The 23,780-nt window shown below is 73.1% G+C and carries 25 protein-coding genes; 12 read left to right on the plus strand and 13 right to left on the minus strand.

All coding sequences use genetic code 11. The features are described from left to right. Positions 1 to 256: 256 nt before the first annotated feature. Complete coding sequence (locus tag OQ02_RS46730; protein WP_156077154.1) at positions 257 to 391, plus strand: hypothetical protein; 135 nt, start codon at positions 257 to 259, stop codon at positions 389 to 391. 75 nt (positions 392 to 466) lie between these two features. Beyond that, on the plus strand, positions 467 to 3,496 hold the full coding sequence (locus OQ02_RS19785) for a BTAD domain-containing putative transcriptional regulator (protein ID WP_269321628.1): 3,030 nt from the start codon (positions 467 to 469) through the stop codon (positions 3,494 to 3,496). On the opposite strand, the gene OQ02_RS19790 is transcribed toward OQ02_RS19785, so the two are convergent. Further along, on the minus strand, positions 3,493 to 4,368 hold the full coding sequence (locus OQ02_RS19790; protein ID WP_033439933.1) for an alpha/beta fold hydrolase: 876 nt from the start codon (positions 4,366 to 4,368) through the stop codon (positions 3,493 to 3,495). The two genes, OQ02_RS19785 and OQ02_RS19790, sit on opposite strands and share 4 nt — an antisense overlap. 83 nt (positions 4,369 to 4,451) lie before the next feature. Between OQ02_RS19790 and OQ02_RS19795 the strand changes: the two genes are divergently transcribed. After that, positions 4,452 to 4,913, plus strand: coding sequence for a PPOX class F420-dependent oxidoreductase (locus tag OQ02_RS19795; RefSeq protein WP_033439934.1), 462 nt, complete (start codon positions 4,452 to 4,454; stop codon positions 4,911 to 4,913). A 7-nt stretch (positions 4,914 to 4,920) separates the two neighbouring features. Here OQ02_RS19795 and OQ02_RS19800 read toward each other — a convergent pair whose 3' ends face one another. Together OQ02_RS19800 and OQ02_RS19805 are read right to left on the minus strand one after the other, a co-directional pair. Then, positions 4,921 to 6,318 carry an MFS transporter gene (locus OQ02_RS19800; protein ID WP_033439935.1) on the minus strand — a complete coding sequence of 466 codons (1,398 nt, stop codon included), beginning with the start codon at positions 6,316 to 6,318 and terminating at the stop codon, positions 4,921 to 4,923. 97 nt (positions 6,319 to 6,415) lie between these two features. Continuing rightward, complete coding sequence (locus tag OQ02_RS19805; RefSeq protein WP_033439936.1) at positions 6,416 to 7,192, minus strand: glycerophosphodiester phosphodiesterase; 777 nt, start codon at positions 7,190 to 7,192, stop codon at positions 6,416 to 6,418. 67 nt (positions 7,193 to 7,259) lie between these two features. Here OQ02_RS19805 and OQ02_RS19810 point away from each other — a divergent pair, with 67 nt between their 5' ends. The 3 genes from OQ02_RS19810 (at position 7,260) to OQ02_RS19820 (ending at position 10,541) form a co-directional block, all read left to right on the plus strand. Continuing rightward, positions 7,260 to 7,616 carry a hypothetical protein gene (locus tag OQ02_RS19810; protein ID WP_033439937.1) on the plus strand — a complete coding sequence of 119 codons (357 nt, stop codon included), beginning with the start codon at positions 7,260 to 7,262 and terminating at the stop codon, positions 7,614 to 7,616. 147 nt (positions 7,617 to 7,763) lie between these two features. Continuing rightward, positions 7,764 to 9,779: a putative bifunctional diguanylate cyclase/phosphodiesterase gene (locus tag OQ02_RS19815; protein ID WP_231500119.1), complete on the plus strand. Its 2,016-nt coding sequence runs from the start codon at positions 7,764 to 7,766 to the stop codon at positions 9,777 to 9,779. Between the two features lie 93 nt (positions 9,780 to 9,872). Beyond that, complete coding sequence (locus OQ02_RS19820; RefSeq protein WP_033439938.1) at positions 9,873 to 10,541, plus strand: VOC family protein; 669 nt, start codon at positions 9,873 to 9,875, stop codon at positions 10,539 to 10,541. Positions 10,542 to 10,585: 44 nt separating this feature from the next. Here OQ02_RS19820 and OQ02_RS19825 read toward each other — a convergent pair whose 3' ends face one another. Further along, positions 10,586 to 11,320: a hypothetical protein gene (locus OQ02_RS19825; RefSeq protein ID WP_033439939.1), complete on the minus strand. Its 735-nt coding sequence runs from the start codon at positions 11,318 to 11,320 to the stop codon at positions 10,586 to 10,588. Further along, the gene (locus OQ02_RS19830; protein ID WP_033439940.1) at positions 11,317 to 11,631 is read right to left on the minus strand and encodes a PadR family transcriptional regulator; all 315 of its coding nucleotides are present in this window, start codon (positions 11,629 to 11,631) and stop codon (positions 11,317 to 11,319) included. The genes OQ02_RS19825 and OQ02_RS19830 overlap by 4 nt, the downstream gene beginning before the upstream one ends. A 293-nt stretch (positions 11,632 to 11,924) precedes the next feature. On the opposite strand from OQ02_RS19830, the gene OQ02_RS19835 reads away from it, so the two are divergent. Beyond that, positions 11,925 to 12,647 carry a thymidine kinase gene (locus OQ02_RS19835; protein WP_033439941.1) on the plus strand — a complete coding sequence of 241 codons (723 nt, stop codon included), beginning with the start codon at positions 11,925 to 11,927 and terminating at the stop codon, positions 12,645 to 12,647. A gap of 36 nt (positions 12,648 to 12,683) precedes the next feature. Here the strand turns inward: OQ02_RS19835 and OQ02_RS19840 are convergent, their stop codons facing one another. Continuing rightward, positions 12,684 to 13,592, minus strand: coding sequence for an NAD(P)/FAD-dependent oxidoreductase (locus OQ02_RS19840; RefSeq protein ID WP_051772562.1), 909 nt, complete (start codon positions 13,590 to 13,592; stop codon positions 12,684 to 12,686). A gap of 65 nt (positions 13,593 to 13,657) precedes the next feature. Between OQ02_RS19840 and OQ02_RS19845 the strand changes: the two genes are divergently transcribed. The 3 genes from OQ02_RS19845 to OQ02_RS19855 all read left to right on the plus strand — a co-directional run bounded on the left by OQ02_RS19845 (position 13,658) and on the right by OQ02_RS19855 (position 16,006). Further along, positions 13,658 to 14,263, plus strand: coding sequence for a helix-turn-helix domain-containing protein (locus tag OQ02_RS19845; protein WP_051772563.1), 606 nt, complete (start codon positions 13,658 to 13,660; stop codon positions 14,261 to 14,263). A gap of 457 nt (positions 14,264 to 14,720) precedes the next feature. Further along, positions 14,721 to 15,197, plus strand: coding sequence for an NUDIX domain-containing protein (locus OQ02_RS19850; protein WP_033439942.1), 477 nt, complete (start codon positions 14,721 to 14,723; stop codon positions 15,195 to 15,197). Between the two features lie 464 nt (positions 15,198 to 15,661). Next, the gene (locus OQ02_RS19855; protein WP_033439943.1) at positions 15,662 to 16,006 is read left to right on the plus strand and encodes an RNA polymerase-binding protein RbpA; all 345 of its coding nucleotides are present in this window, start codon (positions 15,662 to 15,664) and stop codon (positions 16,004 to 16,006) included. Between the two features lie 101 nt (positions 16,007 to 16,107). Here OQ02_RS19855 and OQ02_RS19860 read toward each other — a convergent pair whose 3' ends face one another. Further along, positions 16,108 to 16,899 carry a polyprenol monophosphomannose synthase gene (locus OQ02_RS19860; RefSeq protein WP_033439944.1) on the minus strand — a complete coding sequence of 264 codons (792 nt, stop codon included), beginning with the start codon at positions 16,897 to 16,899 and terminating at the stop codon, positions 16,108 to 16,110. Next, on the minus strand, positions 16,874 to 18,493 hold the full coding sequence (lnt, locus tag OQ02_RS19865) for an apolipoprotein N-acyltransferase (RefSeq protein ID WP_051772540.1): 1,620 nt from the start codon (positions 18,491 to 18,493) through the stop codon (positions 16,874 to 16,876). Before lnt ends, OQ02_RS19860 begins: the two co-directional genes overlap by 26 nt. A 522-nt stretch (positions 18,494 to 19,015) precedes the next feature. On the opposite strand from lnt, the gene OQ02_RS19870 reads away from it, so the two are divergent. Beyond that, the gene (locus tag OQ02_RS19870; protein ID WP_033439945.1) at positions 19,016 to 19,201 is read left to right on the plus strand and encodes a PspC domain-containing protein; all 186 of its coding nucleotides are present in this window, start codon (positions 19,016 to 19,018) and stop codon (positions 19,199 to 19,201) included. Here the strand turns inward: OQ02_RS19870 and OQ02_RS19875 are convergent. Together OQ02_RS19875 and OQ02_RS19880 are read right to left on the minus strand one after the other, a co-directional pair. Next, complete coding sequence (locus tag OQ02_RS19875; protein WP_033439946.1) at positions 19,195 to 19,941, minus strand: TetR/AcrR family transcriptional regulator; 747 nt, start codon at positions 19,939 to 19,941, stop codon at positions 19,195 to 19,197. The two genes, OQ02_RS19870 and OQ02_RS19875, sit on opposite strands and share 7 nt — an antisense overlap. A gap of 17 nt (positions 19,942 to 19,958) precedes the next feature. Then, complete coding sequence (locus tag OQ02_RS19880; protein ID WP_033439947.1) at positions 19,959 to 20,312, minus strand: GntR family transcriptional regulator; 354 nt, start codon at positions 20,310 to 20,312, stop codon at positions 19,959 to 19,961. Positions 20,313 to 20,410: 98 nt separating this feature from the next. On the opposite strand from OQ02_RS19880, the gene OQ02_RS19885 reads away from it, so the two are divergent. Continuing rightward, on the plus strand, positions 20,411 to 20,848 hold the full coding sequence (locus OQ02_RS19885) for a hypothetical protein (protein WP_033439948.1): 438 nt from the start codon (positions 20,411 to 20,413) through the stop codon (positions 20,846 to 20,848). Between the two features lie 63 nt (positions 20,849 to 20,911). Here the strand turns inward: OQ02_RS19885 and OQ02_RS19890 are convergent, their stop codons facing one another. The 3 genes from OQ02_RS19890 to OQ02_RS19900 are packed head-to-tail and all read right to left on the minus strand — an operon-like array spanning position 20,912 to position 23,708. Then, a complete protein-coding gene (locus OQ02_RS19890) occupies positions 20,912 to 21,316 on the minus strand; it encodes a hotdog fold domain-containing protein (protein WP_033439949.1) in 405 nt (134 codons plus the stop codon). After that, a complete protein-coding gene (locus OQ02_RS19895) occupies positions 21,313 to 22,146 on the minus strand; it encodes an OAM dimerization domain-containing protein (protein ID WP_231500120.1) in 834 nt (277 codons plus the stop codon). The genes OQ02_RS19890 and OQ02_RS19895 overlap by 4 nt, the downstream gene beginning before the upstream one ends. After that, the gene (locus tag OQ02_RS19900; RefSeq protein WP_033440034.1) at positions 22,143 to 23,708 is read right to left on the minus strand and encodes a lysine 5,6-aminomutase subunit alpha; all 1,566 of its coding nucleotides are present in this window, start codon (positions 23,706 to 23,708) and stop codon (positions 22,143 to 22,145) included. Before OQ02_RS19900 ends, OQ02_RS19895 begins: the two co-directional genes overlap by 4 nt. Positions 23,709 to 23,780 lie beyond the last annotated feature (72 nt).

Genomic DNA, 23,780 nt, shown 5'->3' on the forward strand with positions numbered 1-23,780 from the left:
TGGTGGGTTGTGACCCGGCGTGGCCGGGGTTGTTCGAGCGGGAGGCGCGGCGGCTGCGGTCGTTGTCGGGTGCTGTGCTCGGAGCAGGTGGGGGTCGTCGGCGGTGCCGGGGTCGGCGGCGAAGCGGGTCGTGGACGTGGTGGTGCCCGGTCCTGCCCGGACGAGGCGTCGTAGGTGGTGCTGTTGGAGGCGGCCGGGTACCGGTTGGTGATCCGGGAGCCGGGGCGGTTGGGCGGATGGTGGCGTTCCGGACCGGTTGCGCGCCGATGAGGCGGGTCGGGCGTTGCACGAGCGGGCGAAGCGGGAGTTGGCGGCGCGGACCTGGACGTACGTCCGGGAGTACGCCGACGCCGAGAACGCGGTGGTGGACGACATCGTGACGCGCGCCTGACTTCTCGTGCCGGGTGTGCCCCGCGGGGTGTGCCGCTCCTCTCCCCTGCCGGTGTGGCGGTTTCGGGGGGTGCGGGTGCGGGAGGATTCGCGGGTGCGGTTCGGGGTGTTGGGTCCGATGGTGGTGCGGCGTGCGGACGGGACGGAGGTCCGGGTCGGCGGGCCTCGGTTGCGGGCGTTGTTGGCGGTGTTGGTGGTGGACGCGGGCCGGGTGGTGGGGGTCGACCGGCTCGGCGACGCCCTGTACGGGTCGGAGCCGCCGGTGGGGGTGGCGAACGCGATCCAGTCGCAGGTGTCGCGGTTGCGGTCGTTGGTGGACGTGGAGGTGGAGCGCTCCCCCGCCGGGTACCGGCTGGTGGTGGACCGGGGTGAGGTGGACGCGCTGCGGTTCGAGGAGTTGGTGGCGCGGGGCCGGCCTGGTGAGGCGTTGGCGTTGTGGCGTGGTCCGGCGTTGCGGGATGTGGGTGACGCGCCGTTCGCGGCGGTGGCGGCGGCGCGGTGGGAGGAGTTGCGGCTGCGGGTGGTGGAGGACCACGACGTGGCGTCGGTGGGGTTGTTGCGGGAGCTGGTGGCGGCGCACCCGACGCGGGAGCGGCTGGTGGCGCGGTTGATGCGGGTGCTGCACCGGGAGGGGCGGCAGGCGGAGGCGTTGGAGCTGTTCGGTCGGGTGCGGGGTGTGCTGGCGGAGGGGTTGGGTGCTGATCCGTCGCCGGTGTTGGCGGCGGCGCACGGTGAGGTGGTGCGGGGTGAGGTGCCGCGGGCTCGGCACGTGTTGCCGGCGCAGTTGACGAGTTTCGTCGGGCGTGAGGGTGAGTTGCGGCTGGTGGGGGCGGCGTTGGCGGCGTCGCGGCTGGTGACGTTGACGGGGCCGGGCGGTGCGGGGAAGACGCGGTTGGCGGTGGAGGTCGCGGGCCGGGACGCGGGTGAGGTGCTGTTCGTGGACTTGGCGCCGTTGGCGGTGGGTGGGGATGTGCCGCGGGCGGTGGTCGCGGCGTTGGGGTTGCGCGAGGACGGGCTGCGTGAGGACGGGTTGCGTCCGGAGCGGGCGCCGGTGGAGCGGTTGGTGGCCGCGTTGCAGGACCGGCCGGTGTTGGTGGTGTTGGACAACTGCGAGCACGTGGTGGAGGACGTGGCGGCGTTGGCGGGCCGGTTGTTGGCGGCGTGTGCGGGGTTGCGGGTGTTGGCGACGTCGCGGGAGGCGTTGGGGGTGACCGGGGAGACGGTGCGTCCGGTGCCTCCCCTGGTGTCGGACGGGGTGGGGTCGGCGGCGGTGCGGTTGTTCGCGGATCGGGCGGTGGCGGTGAACCCGTCGTTCCGCCTGGACCCGGTGTCGGCGGGTGTGGTGGTGGAGATCTGCCGCGTGCTGGAGGGGTTGCCGTTGGCGATCGAGTTGGCGGCGGCGCGGGTGCGGTCGTTGCCGGTGTCGGAGGTGGCGGCCCGGTTGGGTGACCGGTTCCGGTTGTTGTCGCGGGGCAGTCGGGGTGCGGTGCCGCGGCATCGGACGCTGCACGCGGTGGTGGAGTGGAGTTGGGGGCTGCTGGGCGATGACGAGCGGGTGTTGGCGCGGCGGCTGACGGTGTTCCGGGGTGGTGCGACGTTGTCGGCCGCGGCGGCGGTGTGCGGGGTGGTGGGGACGGACGAGTTGTTGCCGTCGTTGGCGGACAAGTCGTTGGTGGAGGTGTCCGGGGATCGTTATCGGATGTCGGACACGATCCGGGCGTTCTGCGCGGGCCGGTTGGCGGAGTCGGGTGAGGAGGAGGTGGTGCGGCGGGCGCACGCGGAGCATTTCGCGGGGTTGGCGGCTGAGGCGGCGCCGCACCTGTTCGGGTCGGGGCAGTTGGAGTGGTTGGGGCGGTTGGCGGCGGAGCACGGGGACTTCGTGGCGGCGGTGCGGTGGGCGGCGGGGTGTGATCACGGGTTGGCGTTGCGGTTGGTGGCGGACCTGGGGTGGCCGTTGTGGTTGCGGGGGTTGCGGTCGGAGGGTGCGTCGTTGGCCGCGGAGGTGGTGCGGGCGGTGGGTCCGGTGCCGCCTGTCGGGTTCGCGGAGGAGCATTTGTTGTGCGTGGTGAACGCGTCGTCGACGGGTGTGGGGTTGCCGGGTGCGCCGTCGCCGAGGCAGCCGACGCCGGAGGGGTTCACGGGTCCGCCGACGAGGCCGTTCCTGTCGGTGTTGTGGGGTATGGCGCACGGGGTGCCGCGGATGGACGCGCCGGCGGCGGAGGTGCTTCGGGTGCGGTCGAGCCTGTTGGCGACGGATCCGTGGAGTCGGGCGTTGGGCCGGTTGGGGTCGGGGATGCAGCACCGGTATTCGGGGCGGGTGGGTGTGGCGTGGGAGGAGCACACGGCGGCGTTGGCGGGGTTCCGGGCGGTCGGTGAGCGGTGGGGCATGTCGATGGCGTTGTCGCAGTTGGCGGAGTTGGCGCGGGCGCGTGGCGACTTGGCGGGCGCGGTGGGGTTCCTGGACGAGGCGTTGGCGTTGTCGCGGCAGTTCGGGGCGACGGAGCACACGGCGAGCCTGTTGTGCCGGCGGTCGGAGTGGGCGCGGCACGCGGGTGATCTGGACGGTGCGGCGGCGGATGTGGAGCGGGCGGCGGAGTTGGCCCGGTCGCAGGGTGTGGTGGAGACGGTGGCGCACGCGTGGCTGGGGATGGCGGAGGTGGCGCGGCGGCGGGGTGATCCGGTGGCGGCGCGGCGGTGGTGCGCGGAGGCGTTGCGGGTGTGCCCGCAGGGGTGGTTCGGGCCGGACGAGGTGCGGTCGTTGATCCACGTGACGGCGGGGCGGGTGGAGTTGGAGTGCGGTGATCGGGGTGCCGCGGTGCGGCGGTGGCGGCTCGCCGCGGTGTCGGCGTTGGGGTGGGGCAACCAGATGGTGTTGGCGCGGGTGGTGGACGCGCACGCGGCGTTGGCCGTGGTGGTGGGTGACGGTGGGCGTGCGGCGTTGTTGGCGGGTGCGGCGCGGGGGTTGCGGGGTGAGGTGGCGGTGGTCGATCCGGACGTGCTGGAGGCGGCGCGGGAGGCGGTGGGCGACCGGTTCGACGCGGTGTCCGCGCGTGGTGCGGCGTTGGGCCGTGACGAGCTGGTCGCGCTCCTCGACGCCGCGTCCTAGCCGCGCGGTCCCCGGTCGGCGGTGTCCGGCCGGTGGTCGGGGAAGTCGCGGATTCGGTCGACGAGGAAGTCGGGGTCGTCGAGCCACGGGAAGTGGCCGGCGTCGGGTTGTTCGACGTACCGGGCGCCGGGGATGAGGTCCGCGAGCAGGCGTACGAGGTGCGGCGGGGACACCGGGTCGGCGCCGCCGGCGTAGACGAGGACGGGTACGTCGAGGTCGGCGAGGGCGCGGCGGGTGTGGTCGGGGGTGAACGCGCCGTCGGCGCCGTAGCCGGTGGCGGCGGCCGGGGCGGCTTCGTCGGGTTCGGCGGCGGCGTGGGCGCGGGCCTGGTCGTCCCAGCGGCCGTAGAACAGGGGTGCGGCGGCGAGCCGGTTGGCGGGGGTGTCGTCGCCTTCGCTCCAGGCGGTGAGCGCTGCCGCGGCGTCGGCGTACCAGGGCTGGTGGGTGTGTCGGCTCAGGTGGGCGCCCCAGTCGGCTGGGGTGGGTGCGGCGTCGATGGCGCGCAGCGACGGGGTGAGCAGCACGAGCGACGCGAGCCGGTCGGGGTGCTGTTCGGCGTAGGCGAGGGTGATGCCGGCGCCCGCGGAGTGGCCGAGCAGGTCGACGCGGTCGAGGCCGAGGTGGGTGCGCAGGGCGTCGATGTCGGCGGCGAGCCGGTCGCGGCGGTAGGTGGCCGGGTCGGCGGGGGTGTCGGAGTGGCCGGTGCCGCGGTTGTCCAGGAGCAGCAGGGTGCGGTGGCGGTCGAGTCCGCCGAGGTTCCCGAGGTAGGAGGCGGCGCGGCCGGGGCCGCCGGGCACGCACAGCAGCGGCGGGCCGTCGCCGATCTCGTGGTAGGCGAGGGTGGTTCCGTCGTGGGCGGTGAATCCGGGCATGTGGTGATCTTCTCCCGGCGGTGTGGGGCGGGTTGAGGGCAGGGCGGGTTGCCGGTGGGGCGGGTTCTCCTAGGCTGGTGGGCATGCCGAGAATCGCCACTGCCGACGCCGTGTCCCGCGACGGGTTGCTCGCTTTCCTCCGGCCGCGTCACCGGGCGCTGCTGGTGACGACGCGGGCGGACGGGCGGCCCCAGGTGTCGCCGGTGTCGTGCGGGGTGGACGCCGAGGGCCGGATCGTGGTGTCGACGTACCCGGGGCGGGCGAAGTCCCGCAACGCGCGCCGCGACGAGCGGGTGACGGTGTGCGTGCTGTCGGACGACTGGGACGGCCCGTACGTGCAGGTGGACGGGCGTGCGGAGGTGTTGGACCTGCCGGCGGCGCTGGAGCCGCTGGTGGAGTACTACCGGTCGATCTCGGGTGAGCACCCGGACTGGGACGAGTACCGGGAGGCGATGCGCCGCCAGGGGAAGGTCCTGATCCGGGTGACGATCGACCGGTGGGGTCCGGTCGCGACGGGCGGTTTCCCGCCGGACCTCGGCGTCTGACGGGGGTTCACACCATGGCGGGCACCGGGTTGCCGGAGGCGACGATGGCCCGCCGGACCGGCACGAAGATCATCAGGACGAAGCCGACGACGAAGAACACGACCAGCGAGATGATCGCGAGCCGGAACGACCCGGTGGCCTGCCCGACACCGGCGAACACCATGGGGCCGAGCCACGACGTGGAGCGTTCGCCGACCTCGTAGAGGGAGAAGTACTGGGCTTCGCGGCCGGGCGGGATCATCTGGCTGAACAGCGACCGGGACAGGGCGTTGGTGCCGCCGAGGACGAGGCCGATGCCGGCGGCGAGCGCGTAGAACTGGGTCTGCTGCCCGGCCTGCACGAAGAACGCCGCGCCGATGACGACGATCCACACGCACAGGCTGACCATGATGGTGCGCTTGGCGCCCCACGACTTGGCGAGCCGTCCGTGGAGCATGCCGCCGAAGAACGCGACGAACTGGACGATGAGGATCGTGGTGATGAGGACGGTCTCGTCGAGTTTGAGCTCGTCGCGGCCGTACTGGGCGGAGACGTTGGCGACGGTGGCGATGCCGTCGGTGTAGATGAGGTAGGTGCCCAGGAACGCGAGGGTGAGCGGGAACATGCGGGCCTGTTTGACGGTCTGGCGCAGTTCGGCGAACCCGGCGGTGATGACGGACGCCCCGGATTCGGTGCCGTGCGGCGCCTGGTGCCGCTTGAGGCGGGACAGCGGGATGAGGGTGAACCCGGCCCACCACAGGCCCGACAGGACGAACCCGACGCGGACGGCGCCGCCTTCGCTGAGGCCGATGGCGTCGTGGCCGATGAACAGGGCGAGCTGCATGCCCAGGGCGAGACCGCCGCCGAGGTAGCCGAAGGCCCAGCCGCGGGCGGACACGGCGTCGCGTTCGTCGGGTCCGGCGATCTCGGGCAGGAACGCGTAGTAGACGACGACGGACGCGCCGTAGCAGATGTTGCCGAGGATGAACAGGGCGACGCCGAGGTGCCAGTTGTCGCCGGAGACGGTGGCCAGCGCGATGGTGGCGACGGAGCCGGTGAACGCGAGGGCGCCGAGCATGCGGCGCTTGTTCTGGGTGCGGTCGGCGATGGCGCCCATGACGGGCAGCACGAGGACCTGGACGACGGTGGCGATGGACAGCAGGTAGCCCCAGAGGGACCCGGCCGGGAAGTAGGCGCCGAACAGGGAGATGTCGCACTGGCGCAGGGAGCCGTCGACGCAGGCGTCCGGGCCGTTGCGGGCGGTGTCGGCGATGGCCGATTCCTTGGCCACGGCGGTGAGGTAGCCGGAGAGGAACACGGTGACCACCGAGGTGGGGAACACCGAGTTCGCCCAGTCGTACCAGGTCCACCCGCGTTGTTCCCGCTTGCGGTCCACGGCGGGTGCGGTGCTGTCGGCCACGCTCATGGGCGGGGACTGTATATCGCCGGCGATGGGTTGGTGGTGATCACCACCAACCTGTTGCCAACCGGCCGTCCGCGCGCCACCCCGGCACCCGGGTGTGTCAGCTGCCGGTCCACGCCCCGCGGTCGATCAGCACGTCGCGCAGCCGGTCGGGGCGGTCGGTGACGAGGCCGTCGACGCCGAGGTCGAGCAGGTGCCGCATGGTCGTCTCGTCGTCGATGGTCCACACGTGCACTTCGAGGCCGCGGCGGTGGGCGGCGCGCACGAACCGGCCGTCGACCACGAGCAGCCGGCCCTGGTTCACGGGGACCTGCGCGATCGTGCCGCGCACGGGGAGCCCGACCAGCGGCATCCGGCCCGCCGCCCACAGCGCGCCCGCCGACCGCGGCCCCATCGAGGTGAGCAGGTCGGGTCCGCCGAGGCGGCGCAGCCGGGCGAGGCGTTTCTCGGAGAACGACGCGAGGCACACGCGGTGCAGGGAGCCGGTGCGGCGCAGCACCTCCAGGACGGGCACGACGGCGGAGTCGGCCTTCACGTCGATGTTGACCAGGGCGTCCGGGAGTTCCTCCAGGAGCTGGTCGAGGCGGGCGATCGGTTCCCGCCCGCCGACGTTCGCGCGCCGCACCGCGGACCACGGCTGCGCCGCGACGGGCCCGGTGGCGTCGGTGGTGCGGTCCAGGACGGTGTCGTGGTGCACGACCACGACACCGTCGGAGGTGGCGTGGACGTCGGTCTCCAGGTAGCGGAAGCCTTCCCGGGCGGCGCGGCGGAACGCGGCCAGCGAGTTCTCCATCCCCGCCAGTTCGGCGAGGTGCCAGCCCCGGTGGGCGAACGCCCGGGGGTGCGGTCCGGACAGGTACGGGTGGTTCGCGGTCACACCGGGAGTCTGCCCTGGCGGCGTGGCGCGGTGGTGACCGGCGGGTAGCCGGATACCGTCGCGCGCCATGGAGTCGGTGACCGAGGCCGTGGCGGCGCGCCGTGAGGAAGCCAGGCACTGCTCGTGGTGCGGGCGTCGCCTGCCCGACAGCGGGCGGATCGGGCGGCCCCGCCGGTATTGCGCGCAGCCGTGCCGGCAGCGCGCCTACGAGCGTCGGGCGGCGGTGCAGCGGGGCGGGTTGCCGGAGGACGCGGTGGTGCTGTCGGCCGGGGAGCTGGCGGACCTGCAGGACCGGCTGTTCCAGTTGCGGTGTGCCGCGGAGGACGTGGCGACGGCGGCGGAGGACGGTGCGGAGCGCGCCGAGTTGCGGCGGCTGGCGGAGGAGCTGGTCGACACCGCGCGGGGCCTCGAACGGCTGCGCTGACCTCCCCCTGACCTCCCCCGACGTCCACGACGGCCTCCGTGGCGGTCCCGGTGCGGGCCTGGGCGCGGGTGTGCGGGCCGGGTCGCGTCGGCTTGCCCGTTGCGCGTGGTCTCGACCATCATGGCGCGCGGGTGGCGAGGAGGGCGCGTGGACGGCAACGGCGCGTTGCACCGTGAGGTGCTCGACCGGGCCGACGTCGGTTTCGGTGTGACGGACGCGGACGGCGTGCTGGCGTGGGTGAATCCGGCGCTGGCGGAGATCCTGGGTGTCCAGGAGGGCCATGTGGTGGGCAGGTCGCTGCCCGCGCTGCTGCCCGGCGCCCCGGACCGGCCGCGGTCGGGTCTGGCGCTGCTCGCGCCCAGCGCCTACCGCAGGGGCCACCGCTGGCTCGACGTGACGTGCCAGCCGCTGGGCGCGGACGGGCAGCTGCTGTACCGGGTCGCGGACGTCACGGCGTGGCGTGACCGCGAGCTGGAGGCGACGCACGAGGCGGACGCGTTGCGCCGCGCGCAGGTCCTGGGCCGGATGGGCACGTGGGAGTGGCACGTCACCGAGGACCGGGTCGTGTGGTCGGACACCCTGTTGGAGATGTTCGGGTTCCCGGCGGGCACGAACCTGGACTTCGACCGCTACGCCGAGTTGGTGCACGCCGACGACCTGCCGATGATCCAGGCGACGCTGGAGGAGGCGATGCGGTCGGGCGCGGGGTTCTCCTACACCCACCGCATGATGTTGGCGGACCGGTGCACGGAGCGGTGGTTCGAGTGCTTCGGCGAGATCGTCGCCGACCCGGACGGCACGCCGCTGCGGGTGCTGGGCACCGCGCACGACATCACCCGCGCCCGTCGCGTGCACGACGAGCTGCTGGCGCTCGCGGAGCAGGACCCGTTGACGGGGCTGGCGAACCGGCGCGCGGTGACGCGGGAGTTGGAGCGGCAGCTCGCGACGGGCGGGCCGGGGGCGTTGCTGCTGCTGGACCTGGACAACTTCAAGGACGTCAACGACCTGCGCGGCCACGCCGTCGGGGACCGGCTGATGAAGGCGTTGGCGACGGCGCTGCGGTCGCGGCTGGAACCGGCGCAGCTGATCGGCCGGTTGGGCGGCGACGAGTTCGCGGTCGTGCTGCCCGGCACGGTGTCCGCGGACGCGGCGCGCATCGCCGAGGGCCTTCGGGACGCCGTAGCGTCGTTGCCGCTCGTGGGCCCCGCGCGGGGCGTCACGGTGTCGACGGGTGTCGCCGAGTACGGGCCGGGTGACACGTGGGAGCTGGTCCTGGCGAACGCGGACCTGGCCCTGTACGCGTCGAAGGCGGCGGGCCGCAACCGGGTCACCGTGTACGAGCCGGGCCACTACGCCGACACCGCCAAGCGGGTGTCCGTGCTGGACCGGCTGCGGGCCGCGCTGGACGGCGGCGGGTTGGCGCTGCACGCGATGCCGATGCTGCACCTGGCGACCGGCCGGACCCTGGGTCACGAGCTGCTGCTGCGGTTGGAGGACGGGCAGGACCCGTACCTGGGGCCGGCGGAGTTCCTGCCCGAGGCCGAGCGGTCGGACCTGGTCCTCGACATCGACCGGTGGGTGCTGTCGACCGCGATCGACGCCCTGGTGCGGCACCCCGATCCGGGGTTGCGGTTCAACGTCAACGTCTCCGGCCGCACCCTGGAGGACGAGGACTTCGGCGGTTTCGTCCTGGACCGGCTCGCCACCGCCGGTGTCGCGCCGGGGCGGCTGGGGTTGGAGATCACGGAGACCGCGGCGGTGACGAACCTCGACGCGGCGCGTGCCCTGGCGGTGCAGCTGCGCGCGTTCGGCTGCCGCATCATCCTGGACGACTTCGGTTCCGGTTTCGGGTCGTTCGTCCACCTCAAGCACCTGCCGATCACCGGCATCAAGATCGACGGCGAGTTCGTCCGCGGTATCGACGAGCGGTCCACCGACGCGGTCCTCGTCGCGGGCATCGTGGAGATCGCCCGGGGTCTGGGCCTGGACGCGGTCGCCGAGTGGGTCGAACGCCCCGCGCAGGTCGACGCGCTGCTGCGGCTGGGCGTGCGGGTGGGCCAGGGTTTCCACCTGGGCAGGCCGATCCCCCTCACCCAGGTCCTGTCGGCGCAGGTCCGGACGGAGCAGAGCCATTCGGGACAGGTCCGTTCGGGCCAGTCATAGCGGCCGAACGGAGCATTGTCGTCCCGCATGGCGGGTGCGGAGGATGGGGCGCGTTCCTGATCTCCGCCGCCCCCCGATGGGAAACCCTCCGCCGTGCCCGGTACCCCCGACAGCCCCGCGCGCGGTGTCCGCCGCGTCGAGCTGAGCACCACCGACCCCGAGAAGACCGCCCAGTTCTACGCCCACCTGCTGGGGTGGGTCCTGATCGCCGAGCCGGACGGCTCGTTCACCGGCTGGGTGGGTGACCGGCTCGCGCTGCGCGTCCGCGCGGGCGACCCCGGTTGGCTCGTCGTGTTCGCCGGTCCCCGACCGCGTGACCTCGCCCCGGCCGCCGCCGTGGACCAGGGGCGGGTGCTGCACGGGCCGTGGGCGCCCGAGCCCCGGCACGGCGAGCCCTGCTGGGTCGAGCTGATGGCCGATCCCGGTGTCGACGACTTCTGGGCCGGTGAGCTCGGCTGGCAGGTCCGCGACCCCGGCGCCGAGTTCACCCTCTACGACGCGCACGTCGCCGACGACCGCCGTGCCGTCGCGGGCCGGCTCACCGCCGAGGGCGGCTGGACGTGCTACTTCGCCGTGCCCGACGCGGCGAAGACCGCCGCGGAGGCGACGGAGTTCGGCGGCAAGGTGCTGGTCGGCCCGAAGGAGGTCCCCACCGGTGTGGTGGCGGCCGTCGCCGACCCGGAGGGGAGCGTGTTCGCGATCCTGCAGGACCCGGCCGGTTGGGGCGGCGCCTGGTGCACGCCCCGCCGCCGACCCGACTAGCCCCCGCCCCCGGTGTCCGTCGTGGGCACCGGGGGTCGGGTGTCCTAGCGGCTCGGGGTCGCCGGGGCCGTGACGCGGGCCGTCCACGGGCGGAACGCGGCCACCACGGCCACGGCGACCAGCCACGCCAGCAGCAACGTCGCCGTCGACAGCCCGGACGCGGCCACCACCGACACCACCCCGCCGACGAGCCCGACCGCCACCGCGGCCCACCACACCCGCGGCACCGGCGGCGCCTCCCGGTGGAACCCCAGCAGCACCGCCACCGCGGTCACCCACACCGGCAGCTGCCACAGCACGTCCGGCCACCACGGGGAACCGGGCCCGAACCCGACGAGCGTCGACCCGACCGCCACCAGACCCGCCACGCCCACCAGCCCGCCCGCGACCCGGCCGACCGCGCGACGCCCCGACACCAGCGCCACGAACGCCACCGCCGCCAGCACGTCGTACCAGAGCACCGACCGGCCCTCGCCCCAGCCCAACCGCGCCGCCACCGTCCACGACTGCGCCGCCGCGACGAGCTGCCCCAGCAGACCGGTCAACGCCAGCAGCCGCACCACCGCGCCCGCCGGGCGCCGCGCCCCGAACCGGACCCGCACCGCCAGGCCGAGCGTCGCGCCCGCCTCGCCCCACCCCGGCCACCCGTGCTCCAGGTCGAGGTCGTCGTCGCGGTCGGCGAAGAAGATCCCGACCATCTCCTCCTCCCGCTCCGCCCGGTACCAGGCGGGCAGGACCGTCAGCAGCGCCCGGTAGCGGCGTTCCAGGTTCGAGCTCACAGCGCACCCCTCGCCCTCAACACCGACGACGCGGCGCGCACGTTCGCCGACAGCCGTGCCACCTCCGCGGACAACACCCGCACACCGGGATCGGTCAGCCGGTAGTAGCGGCGCAACCGGCCCTGGTGCACCTCCTCGCGGTCCCGCTCGGCCAGGCCCTCCGCGACCAGCCGGTCCAGCACGCCGTAGAGCGTGCCCACCCGCAGCCGCATCCGCCCTTCCGACAACCCTTCGACGGCCCGCACGATCGCGTACCCGTGCAACGGCTCCTCCGCCAACGCGGTGAGCACCAGGAACACCTGCTCCGACATACCTCTCACACCGCAGGTTATATCGCCAAGCGGTATATCTCGTCCAGTGTGAGGTGGTCACCGGCGGTCGTCACCGGCAGTGGGCCACTGGCAGCGGGTCACCGTCACGACACGACATCTCGCCGCACGACGTCCACCTCAGGGCGTCCTCCTCAGGGCGTCCTCCTCAGGGCGTCCTCCTCAGGGCGTCCTCCCCAGGGCGTCCTCCCCAGGGCGTCGGACCGGGCCTCCCGGACCGGGCTCCGAGGAGGTAGCGGCGCACCCGCCGATACCGCCCGTTAGGGTGGCGCGCCGTGGAACCGATCAACACCGCAGCCGACCCGACCGACGCGCTGTCCTCCGTGCCCGCCTCCGGCGACGGCCGCGCGCCCACGGGGCGACTGCGGTTCTTCTTCGGCCCCATGGACTGCGGAAAGTCGACCCTCGCGCTGCAGATCGACCACAACCAGGCCCGCCAGGGCCGTCGCGGCCTGCTCCTGGTCCGCCACGACCGGTCGGGCACGCCCACCATCTCCAGCCGCATGGGCCTGGCCCGCAACGCGCTGGAGGTGCACGAGGACATGGACCTGCGCACCCTGGTCCGCGATCACTGGACCCACGGCGCGCGGGTGGACTACCTCATCGTCGACGAGGCCCAGTTCCTGTCCGCCGAGCAGGTCGACCAGCTCGCCGAACTCGCCGACGACACCCACCTCGAGGTGTACTGCTTCGGCCTGGCCACCGACTTCCGCAGCACCCTGTTCCCGGGTTCGCAGCGCCTGTTCGAACTGGCCGACGAACTCGACGCCATCCAGGTCGAGGTGCTGTGCTGGTGCGGCCGTCCGGGCCGGTTCAACGCCCGCGTCCACGACGGCGACGTGGTCCGCGCCGGCGACACGGTCCTGGTCGCCGACACCACGTCCGTCGCCGCGCCCGACGGCGTCGAGATCCGCTACCAGGTCCTGTGCCGCAACCACTACCGCACCGGCGACCTCGGCCCGCACGCCGTCAAGGGCCACCAGCTCAGCCTCACCTGACCGTCGGCGGCCTCGGACGGGGCCCGGTGGTGCGGCTCAGGCCTGGAACACCAGGTCCGCGTTGACCGCGGCGGCGGCCTTCGCGCCCGCCGCGGCGGCGGACACCACCTGCGCCATCGCGTCCACCACGTTCCCGGCCGCGTAGACACCGGGCACGCTCGTCGCGCCCCACTCGTCCACCCGCACCCAGCCCGCGTCGTCCCGCTCGCACCCCAGCCCGTCGAGGAACCCGTCGCGGGGCAGGAACTCCGGCGCCACGAACACCGCCCGGCGCGGCACCACGCCCTCGGCGGCCGTCTCGACCCCGGCGGCGGTGACCGCGCGCACCGGGCCGTCGACGATCCGGACATCCCGCTTGGTCAACGCGGCCCGGTCCTCGTCGGACAACGGCCGCACGGCGAAGAACACCACGTCCGACGACCACTGCCGCACCAGCAACGCCTGGTGCGGCGACCGTTCGTGCGTCCCCAGGATGCCCAGCGGCTCGTCGGCCACCTCGTAGCCGTGGCAGTACGGGCAGTGCAGCGCGTAGTCGCCCCAGCCCTCCCGCAGGCCGGGCACGTCCGGCAGCTCGTCACGCAGGCCGGACGCGACGACGACCCGCGCGGCGGCCAACGCCGTCCCGTCCTCCAGCACCACCCGGAACGACGGCCCGTCCCCCGCCACCTGCTCCAGCCGCGCGACCCGGCCGGGCACGAACCGGCCCCCGTAGCGGGCGACCTCGTCGCGGCCGATCGCCAGCAGCTCCCCCGGCGGCACCCCGTCACGCGACAGGAACCCGTGCACGCCCTCCGCGGGGGCGTTGCGCGGCTGCCCCGAGTCGACCACCGCGACCCGGCGCCGCGCACGCCCCAGCACCAGCGCCGCGTTCAACCCCGCCGCGCCGCCACCGATCACCACGACCTCGTAGCCGTCTTCCCCGTACCCACCGTCACTGCGTTCCATGTGGACGAGCATCACCCCGGTGTCCCACAATGGACAAACCTTGTTGCCGAAACCGGGAAATGATCATGGACAACGCGACCGACCCGCCGGACCTCCTCGCGACCGACCCGACCGACGACGTGCTGGGCAAGGTGGGCGAACGGCTCCGCCACGTCCGCACCAGCCGCGGCGCCACCCTCGCCGACCTCGCGGAGGCCACCGGCATCTCCAAGAGCACCCTCTCGCGCCTGGAGTCCGGGCAGCGGCGCCCCAGCCTGGAACTGCTGCTGCCCATCGCCCGCGCGCACCGCGTGCCGCTCGACGAGCTCGTCGGCGCGCCACCGGTCGGCGATCCGCGCATCCGGCCGGTGCCGATCCGCCGCCACGGCATGACGATCCTGCCGCTCACCCAGCAGCCCGGCGGCCTCCAGGCCTTCAAGATGATCATCCCGCCCCGGGGCGAACCCGATCCGCGCACGCACACCGGCTACGAGTGGCTGTACGTGCTGTCGGGGCGGTTGCGGCTGATCCTGGCCGACCACGACGTGGTGCTGGTGACCGGCGAGGCCGCCGAGTTCGACACCCGCCTGCCGCACTGGTTCGGCGCGGCGGGCAGCGAACCGGTCGAGGTGCTGAGCCTGTTCGGCAAGCAGGGCGAACAGATCCACATGCGCACCCGCCGCAAAACCTGACCCCGCCCCGCATCAACCCGGCCGGTTCTTCCCCCGCCGCCCCACCCGCTTGACCTGGTCGTGCGCCGAACCTGGTCGAGTCGACCCCGCGCCGTAACCCACCCGACCGGACCCGGCACCGGCACCGAACCCGCTTGGCCGAAGTGTCGGCAGCCGAGCCGGAGCGTTCAGCGCCCTCCGCCGGCCCTCTGCGGCCGATCCTCCGAGCCGCCCTTCCCTACCCCGCCCCGGGCTCTCGGCCCCGAGGTCCTGACGGCCGGTCCCGGGGTCACCCCTGCCGTGTCCGGCCGCGACCTGCGTTCCCACGCGTCCCCTTGCGCTCTCCCGCGCGGTCCCGTCCCACCGGTTGCCCTGTGACGGCTGCCTCCTGGCAGCGCCCAGGGCCGGCTTCTCCGGCCGCCCGCGTGATCCCCGGCCCACACGAGTCCGGCGGCGCGGGACACGCCACACTGTGCGCATGACAGGCAGGCGCAGCGCCGGGATCCTGCTCCACCGCGTGGTGGACGGCGAACTCCAGGTCCTCCTCGGGCACATGGGCGGCCCGTTCTGGGTCCGCAAGGACGCCGGTGCGTGGTCGATCCCGAAGGGTGAGCCCGACGGCGACGAGACCCCGGAGGCCACGGCGCGCCGTGAGTTCACCGAGGAGCTGGGCCTGCCGGTGCCGGACGGCGACCTCGTGCCGCTCGGCGAGGTCCGCCAGTCGGGCGGGAAAGTCGTCCAGGCGTGGGCGCTGGCGGCCGACCTCGATCCCGATCGGGTGATTCCGGGCACGTTCACGCTCGAGTGGCCGCGGGGTTCGGGCCGGTTCCGGGAGTATCCCGAGCTCGACCGGGTGGCCTGGTTTCCGCTGGTCGAGGCGAGGGTGAAAGTCGTGGCGGCGCAACGTGAGCTGCTCGACAGACTGATCGAGAACGTTGCTTTTGGGCAACACTGAAGTCATCGAGGGCACAAAGCGTCCGAGTGGACGTTTGGGTGCGGCCCGGACGGGTGATTCATCCTCATGTCCGCCACCGCCCACACTCGCGTCGCCACCCAGCGTGGCGACGCGGTCGAAACTTCTCCGAATAACTTTGCGTGACCGTAACCATGACGGGTGTCACTACTGTCGAGTTAAACCCGCCGTAACGTCGCCCTACGTGGTCGGTCTAAGCTGTCGCAGCCGCACGACTTCTCCCGGGACTGCTCCATCAGTGTGATGACGTACCCCGGTAGCTTGATAACGCGTCACGAACCGGTCGCGATTGCATCCCTTAGGAGGAAGCCTTCGTTGACGGGTGAAAGACGTCACTGTGGGCGACGATGACCGTGAAGCCGGGAACGAACGGAGCAGTCCGATCGTTGCACTCGGTGAGCAACAAGCCTGGGCCCCGGCCCTGAGCCGAGCGAAAGGACACCGCCATGGCCGACCGCGTTCTACGGGGTAGCCGGCTCGGAGCAGTCAGCTACGAGACCGACCGCAATCACGACCTCGCCCCGCGCCGGTCGGTGCGGTACGCCTGCCCCAAGAACCACGACTTCGAGGTGCCGTTCTCCGACGACGCGGAGATCCCGCACACCTGGGAGTGCCGTCTGCACGGCCAGGTGTCGAAGATCATCGACGGTGCCGTGCCGGAGGAGAAGAAGGTCAAGCCGCCGCGCACGCACTGGGACATGCTCCTGGAGCGGCGCACGATCCCGGAGCTCGAAGAGCTGCTGGACGAGCGGCTGGAAGAGCTGAAGGGGCGGCGCACCCGCACCGCCTGAGCCGCGTGACGTGCGAGGGGCCCGCCGGATTCGTCCGGCGGGCCCCTCGGCGTTCGTGCGCGGTGTCGGCGGTCGGCGGGTGCCGACGGTGTCGCCGACGGTCAGTGGTTGCTGGGGGTCTTGGGCTTGGGGGCGAACAGGTCGCGCAGCTGGGTCGCGCGGCGCCGTACGCCCCACTTCGTGACCCTCCACAGCGCCTCGCGGACGATGTTGCCGCTCATCTTCGACTCGCCGACCTCACGCTCGGTGAACGTGATCGGCACCTCCACGACGCGGTGGCCCAGTTCGATGGTGCGCCACGCGAGATCGATCTGGAAGCAGTAGCCCTGCGAGGCCACCGTGTCGAGCTTGAGGCGTTGCAGGACCTCGGCGCGGAACGCGCGGAAGCCGCCGGTGATGTCCTTGACCTTCGCGCCCAGGGCGATCTGGGAGTAGACGTTGCCGCCGCGGGAGATGAGCTCCCGGTACTTGGGCCAGTTGACCGTGCTGCCGCCGGGCACGTACCGGGAGCCGAGGACGAGGTCGGCGTCGCGCAGCGCGTCGAGCAGCCGCGGCAGGTCCTCGGGGGCGTGGGAGCCGTCCGCGTCCATCTCGACGACCACGGCGTAGCCGCGGTCCAGTGCCCACCGGAAGCCCGCGACGTAGGCGGCGCCGAGGCCGGCCTTCTCCGTGCGGTGCATCACGTGCACCCGGTCGTCGGCGGCGGCCATCTCGTCGGCGAGGTCGCCCGTGCCGTCGGGGCTGCCGTCGTCGACGACGAGCGCGTGCACGTCCGGCAGTGCCGTGTGCAGCCGCCGCACGATCTTCCCGATGTTGTCCCGCTCGTTGTAGGTCGGGATCACCACCAGCACCGGCCCGAGCTCGCGGTCAGGCTGCGCCTGCTGGTCCGCCATCCGTTTCCTCCTCGCCGACACCCGCTTCGGGGGTCGGACGCGATCGTCGTTTCATCGTCACGCTGAACGCCACGGCCAGAAGGCCCAGGGCGGTCATCACCCACTCGGGCCATGCGCCGAGCCGGGTGGCCAGCGTAGCCTCCCCGCGCAGCGGCACGGTCGCCACCAGCGCGTCGGGGGTGAACAGGCCGGTACGGGCGGTGACGGACCCGTCCGGCTGGACGATGGCGCTCACCCCGCTGGTGGCGGCGACGACCACCGTTTTGCCGTATTCGACGGCGCGCACGCGGGACATCGCGAGCTGCTGGTAGGTCATCTCGGTGTAGCCGAACGTGGCGTTGTTGGTGGGGATCGCGATCATGTTCGCGCCGGCGGTGACGGAGTCGCGCACCACACCGTCGAACGCGACCTCGTAGCAGGTGTCGATCGCCACTTTCGCCGGGCCCATGGTGAAGCCCTCGGGGTCGGTGCCGGGCTGGAACGTGCCCGCGCGGTCGACGGTCTCGCTGAAGATCCGGAAGAACGACCGGTAGGGCATCGTCTCGCCGAAGGGCTGCAGTTGGCGCTTGGTGTAGGTGTCGGTGGCGCCGCGGCCGGGTTCGTAGAGGACGACGGTGTTGCGGGGCAGCCGGTCGTCGGGGTCGATGACGACGGCGCCGACCGCGATGGGCGCCCGGATGGCCTCGGTGGCCAGCTGGATCCGGGCGGCGGCGTCGGCGTTGCGGAACGGGTCGATGTCGGAGGAGTTCTCGGGCCAGATGACCAGGTCGGGTTGGTCGGCGCGGCCCGCGCGGACGTCGTCGGCGAGTTGCAGGGTGCGTTTGACGTGGTTGTCGAGGACGGCGCGGCGTTGGGCGTTGAAGTCGAGGCCGGCGCGGGGGACGTTGCCCTGGATGGCGGCGACGGTCGCGGTGCCCTGGTCGGGGTCGGTGTGCACGAGCGCGGACGCGCCGACCCCCGCGGCGAGGGGCAGCACCGCGGTGGCCACCGCGATCCCCCGGCCGCTCCAGCCGCGCTGGCGGAGGACGTGGGCGGCGCCGAGGCCGGTCAGGGCGACGGCGAACCCGACGAGCGGGGCTCCGCCGACCGAGGCGAGGGGCAGGTACCAGCCCTCGGGCTGTCCGAACGCGATCTTCCCCCAGGGGAACCCGCCGAACGGGACGACGGCGCGCAGCGCCTCGTCGGCGGCCCACACCAGCGCCATCCACAGGGGCGCACCGGGCAGCCGTGACACGACGGCCATGGCGGCGGTGCCGACGGCGATCAGCAGGGCGCACAGCAGCGCGAGGGGCAGCCAGGCGACGAGGCCGACGAACTCGCCGGTCCACCGCAGCAGCGGCACCATGAACCCCAGGCCCCACACGAGCCCGAGGCCGAACCCGGCGCGCGCCCGCCGCCCGTGCAGCAGGACACCGAGGACGGCGAACCCGACGGGCGCCAGCCACCACATCGTGCGGGGAGGGAAGCTGAGGAACACCGCCCCGCCGCCCGCGGCGGCCACCACGACCCGCGTCAGGGTGCCGCGCAGGTCCCGGCGGCGGGCGGGGGGCGTGTCGGCGACGGACTGACCCGACGCCACGGGGGTTGCGACCACCCGATCAGCCTACGAGCCCCCGGTCACGAACCCACAGCCCGTCCCACGCCGGTCGGCCATCCGACGCGGTACCGGTAGGAGATCGGCGTCAACCCCTCGGCCGCGACCGCGCGGGGCTGTGCCACGCGCGGCGGTCGGTGCGTCGCGCCGGCTCGGGTGCGAGTACCGCCTATGCCGGTCGCTGCGGGCACGGGGGTGGCAGTGCGTCGGTCGTCGGGGGTACGCGGTTCGCGGGTGGCAGTGCGCCAGCCGGTCGCCACGGCCACGGGGTTCGGGGTGGGCCGGGTGGAGCGGACGACGGGGATTGTCGTTCGACACGGCTCGCAGGCCCGGCGTGTCGACGCAGCCCGTCTGTGAGCCGGTGCCATCCCGTGCCGGACAGGTTCGGCGCGTCGCCGCCGAAGCGGGTGGTGGACGTGTGGGCGGGTTGTTGGTTGCCCTGGGGTTGGGTGGGCGCGGGCGGGGGTATCAATCAGGGTTCCCACCGATGTGGGGGGCGTCCAGTGCGGGGATGGTGGAGCCATGACCACGTTGACCAGGCCTCAGAACCAGAAGGTGATCGCGGGCGTGTGCGCGGGACTGGCCGCGCGGTACGGGTGGAAGCCCGGCACCGTCCGGTTGGTGTTCGTGTTGTCGTGCCTGCTGCCGGGACCGCAGTTCCTCGTCTACCTCGTGCTGTGGGCGATCATGCCCAAGCGTCCCTACTGACGGGACCTGACCAGCGCCTCGATGCCGTCGAGCACGCGTTCCAGACCGAACGTGAACGCGTGCCCGCCGTCGTACGCCGCGCCGTGCACCTCCCCCGCCGCCGCTCCGACGCGTGCCGCGGTGGGGAACCGGTCGGGGTCGAAGACCTTCGCGAGGAACGGCGCCGCGGCCTGCCACCACTGCTCGTCGGTGAGGCCGGAGCGCTGTTCGGCGCGTGCCGCGTCCACGGCGATCCGGGCGGCGGCGCGGACGTGGGCGAGGACGAGGTTCAGGACCGAGTCCATCTCCACGTCGGTGAGGCCGATGCCGTCCACCGCGCCGAGTTCGTAGTCGTACTTGGCGGCCACGTTGGGCCCGAGGACGGCGCGGTGGACGGGCACGTCGAGCAGCCACGGGTGGCGCAGGTGCAGCGCCCGGTTCTCGCGGGCGACCTGCGTGAGCCTGCCGCGCCAGCCGCCGGGCACGTCGACGGGCCGCGCCGTCTCCCCCTGCACCGCGTCCACCATCACGTCCACCAGTTCGGCCTTGCCGGGGATGTGGGTGTACAGCGACATGGTGCCGACGCCGAGCCGGTCGGCGACGCGCCGCATCGACAGCGCCCCGAGGCCTTCGGCGTCGGCGAGGGCGACCGCGGCGGCGACGATGCGGTCCACGCCGAGGTCCTTGCGCGCGGTGCGTTCGGTGGTGCGCCACAGCACCGCGAGGGTCCGGGCGGGGTCGCCGCCGTGTTCGGTCGCCACGCGCCCAACCCTACGGGTCAGCCGGCGAGCGCCGCGCGGACGATCTCCAGCGCCTCGTCGGCGGTGAGGCCCTGCTCGCGCGCGGTGGCGGCGTAGGAGCGGGCGGCGCGCAGGACCCGTTCGCGGCTGCGTTCACCGGCGGCGCTGACGACGGTCCCGGCCCGGCCGCGGGTCTCGATGAGACCGGCTTCCTCCAGTTCCCGGTACGCGCGGGCGACGGTGTTCACGGCGAGGCCCAGTTCCGCGGCCAGTGCCCGCACGGTGGGCAGGCGGGTGCCGACGGCGAGTTCCCGTTCGGTGATCCGGCGGGCGAACTGGGACCGCACCTGCTCGTAGGGCGGGACGGCGGAGGCCGGGTCGAGGCTGATCACGTGCCCGATCCTGGCAGAGCGGCGGACGGGACGCGTCCCGCGGCACGCGAGGTGACGCTGGGTCGCGGCCATGCGACGGTACGTGGCAGGCTGGTGGGGTGTTCCGCAGACCGCTGCTGCTCACCGTGGCACTGGCGCTGGTCACCGGCGTGGCCGGGCTGGCGGTGGTCTTCCCGCAGGTCCGGGACGTCCCCGGCGCGCCGATCCCGTACTGCACGGTGCTGCGGGTGCTGTTCGACACCGACGAGGAGATGCGCAGCGCCGCGGCGGTGCTGCGCGAGGACGACCGGGTCCGGGAAGTGCGGGACGAGCGGACGAAGGCGGAGAACCACGAGCGGCTCACGCAGGAGCTGCGGCAGGCGGGGCGTGACGACCTGGCCGACGCCGCCGCGGTGGACCACACCCCGGCGTCGCTGCGGGTGGTGGAGGCGTTCGGGGTCGACGCCGGGGTGTTCGCCGACGAGCTGAGGCTGCGGCACCGGGTGAACCACATCGACGCCTGCGAGAACCCCGAAGTCCTCCAGGACGGCGGCTGACCCGGTCCGGGTGCCGGCCTGGACGGCTGTCGGCTTGGTCCGGGTGTCGGCTTGGTCCGGGTGTCAGCCCCGTTTCGGTGCGACGACGGTGCCGCGGGCGCGGGTGACGACCAGGGGCGGGTCGAGGACGTCGGCGGCGGACGGGCCGCGGTCGGGTGCGGAGCGGCACACGACGCGGGCCTCGAAGTCGATCTCGCGGGAGCGGGTGCCGACCCGGACGAGGGTGGCGGTGGCCTCCACGACGTCGCCGGCGAGGACGGGGGCGAGGAACTCGACGGAGGAGTAGGCGGCGAACAGGCCTTCGTCGCCGTCGGTGCGGATGAGCAGTTCGGTGGCCACGTCGCCGAACAGGCCCAGCCCGTACGCGCCGTCGACCAGGGCGCCGCCGTAGTGGGCGTGCGAGTGGGGCACGTAGCGGCGGTGGGTGACGGCGAATCCCTCGGTGAGGGGTTCCTCGGCGGGGCTCACATGTTCTCCTTCGTCGGCGCGCTCTTCACCGGTGCGCTCTTCACCGGCGCCGTCTTGGCAGGTGCAGTCTTGGCCGGCGGGATTTTGGCCGGCGGGGTGGTTTTCCTGGTCCGGATGGCGTGCACGAGGTAGCCGGCGACCTCGCCGGGGGTGGTGCCGCGGCCGAACACCCGGTCGACGCCCAGTTCACCGGCCATCAGCGGGTCGAAGCGGGGTCCGCCGGCGATCAGCAGGGGACGCCGCTCCCCCATCGCCTCGCGGAACGCGGCGGACATCTCCCGGATGTTGAGGATGTGCGCGTCGCGCTGCGTCACGACCTGCGACACGAGCACCGCGTCGGCTTTCTCCGCACGGGCGCGCCGCACGAGTTCGGGCACCGACACCTGAGCGCCGAGGTTCACCACCTTCAGCTCCCGGTAGTACTCCAGGCCCTTCTCACCGGCGAACCCCTTGATGTTGAGGATGGCGTCGATGCCGACGGTGTGTGCGTCGCTGCCGATGCACGCCCCGACCACGACGAGCTTGCGCCGCAGCAGCTTCTTCAGCGTCGTGTTCACCTCGGCGGGCGGCAGCAGCGGGTACTCGCGCTCCACCACGCGCACTTCGTCGAGGTCGACGATGTGCTGCACGGAGCCGTAGACGACGAAGAACGTGAAGTCGTCGCCGATGGGGTTGGAGTGCACGACCATGGCGGGGTCGACGCCCATGCGGTTCGCGAGCTGCCGGGCGGCGCCGTCGGCCTTGGGGCCGGCGGGGACGGGCAGCGTGAACGACATCTGCACCATGCCGTCGCCGGTGGTGTCGCCGTAGGGTCGGACGTGCCGTTTCACCGGGCCTCCAGCAGCTCGGACGCCGGGTTGAGGTAGTCGTCGGCCTTCGCCACGACGCCGTCGGCGCCGCGTCCCCCGTCGGCGGGGCGTTTCATCAAACCGAACGTGCCGTCCGCGATCGCGTCGAGGAGTCCGTCGTCCACGATCCGCGCCAGCAGGTCCACCGCCTCCCCCAGCACCTGGTGCGCGCGTTTCACGATGAGTCCGTCGGGGGCGGGCCGGAAGTCCTCGGCGAGGCCGCCCGCCGCGTCCAGGACGTAGCGGACGTTGGCCAGCGCGAGGTCCCGGTCGGACAGGAACGGTGTCACCACGGCCTCGGTCATCATCCCGACCAGCAGGATGCTCTGCCCGGTCAGCACACCGGCGAGGGTGAAGAACCCGTCCAGCAGGTAGCCCTTGAACACGTCGCCGGTCATGTGCTTGGTCGGCGGCATCCACTTCAGCGGCGCGTCGGGGAACAGCTCGCGGGCCAGCAGGGCGTGGGCGAGTTCGAGGCGGAACGACTCGGGCACCTTCGGGTCGATCTCGAACGCGTGCCCCAGGCCCAGCAGCGCGTCGGGCAGGCCGGCTTCGTGCGCGAAGTGCTCGTTGAGCAGCTGCGACACGGTGACGGTGTGCGCGGCGTCCACGGCGTCGTCGGTGGTGAGGTAGTTGTCCTCGCCGGTGTTGATGATGATCCCGGCGCGGGCGTGCACCTGCCGCGAGAACCGCTGGTCCACGAACGTGCGGACCGGGTTGATGTCGCGGAACAGGATGCCGTACATCGAGTCGTTGAGCATCATGTCCAGGCGCTGCAACCCGGCGAGCACGGCGATCTCCGGCATGCACAGCCCCGACGCGTAGTTCGTGAGCCGCACGTACCGGCCCACCTCCGCGGACACGTCGTCCAGCGCGGCCCGCATGATGCGGAAGTTCTCCTGCGTGGCGTACGTGCCGGCGAACCCGTGGTGGGTGGCGCCTTCGGGGACGTAGTCCAGCAGCGACTGCCCGGTCGAGCGGATCACCGCGATGACGTCCGCGCCCGCCCGCGCGGCGTTCTTGGCCTGCACGACGTCCTCGTCGATGTCGCCCGTAGCGACGATCAGGTAGATCCACGGCCGCCGGGGCGGGTCGCCGAGCCGCGCGACGAGCTTGTCGCGCTGCGCCCGGTTGCGGTCCACGGTCTTCAGACCTCTGGTGACGGCCGCCGTCGCCGCCTTGGCCGCCCGGTCCCGGTCGCGCCCGGTGGGCAGCCGGTACCGGACCTGCCCGGCGGCGGTCGCCTCGGCCAGGTCGGTGAGCCCGGCCAGGCCGTGCTCCCGCAGCGCGTGGAACACCGGCAGCACCACCCCGTGCTCCAGGCCGCAGTGCTCCCGCACCGTGTCGACCACCCGGTTCACCCACGGCACGTCACCCGCCCGGTGGGTGGAGTCGGCGCCGGTGATGCCGGCGAGGCGGAGCGTGGCGCGCTCGACCGCCACCGTGGTGTGGGCCTTCGCCAGGGCCACCACCGGTTCGGCGGCCCGCGCGGCGAGTTCCCGCGCCGTGGCGACCACCTTCGGGTCGAGGTCGAGCAACGCCATCGGGTTCACTCCTGTTCTTCGAGGTCTGGTGCGCCGATCACCCGGCGGCGGACCGGGGACGGCCGCCCGGCC

Origin of the sequence: Saccharothrix sp. NRRL B-16314 (assembly GCF_000716595.1) — a bacterium.
In the GTDB taxonomy this organism is placed as follows: domain Bacteria; phylum Actinomycetota; class Actinomycetes; order Mycobacteriales; family Pseudonocardiaceae; genus Actinosynnema.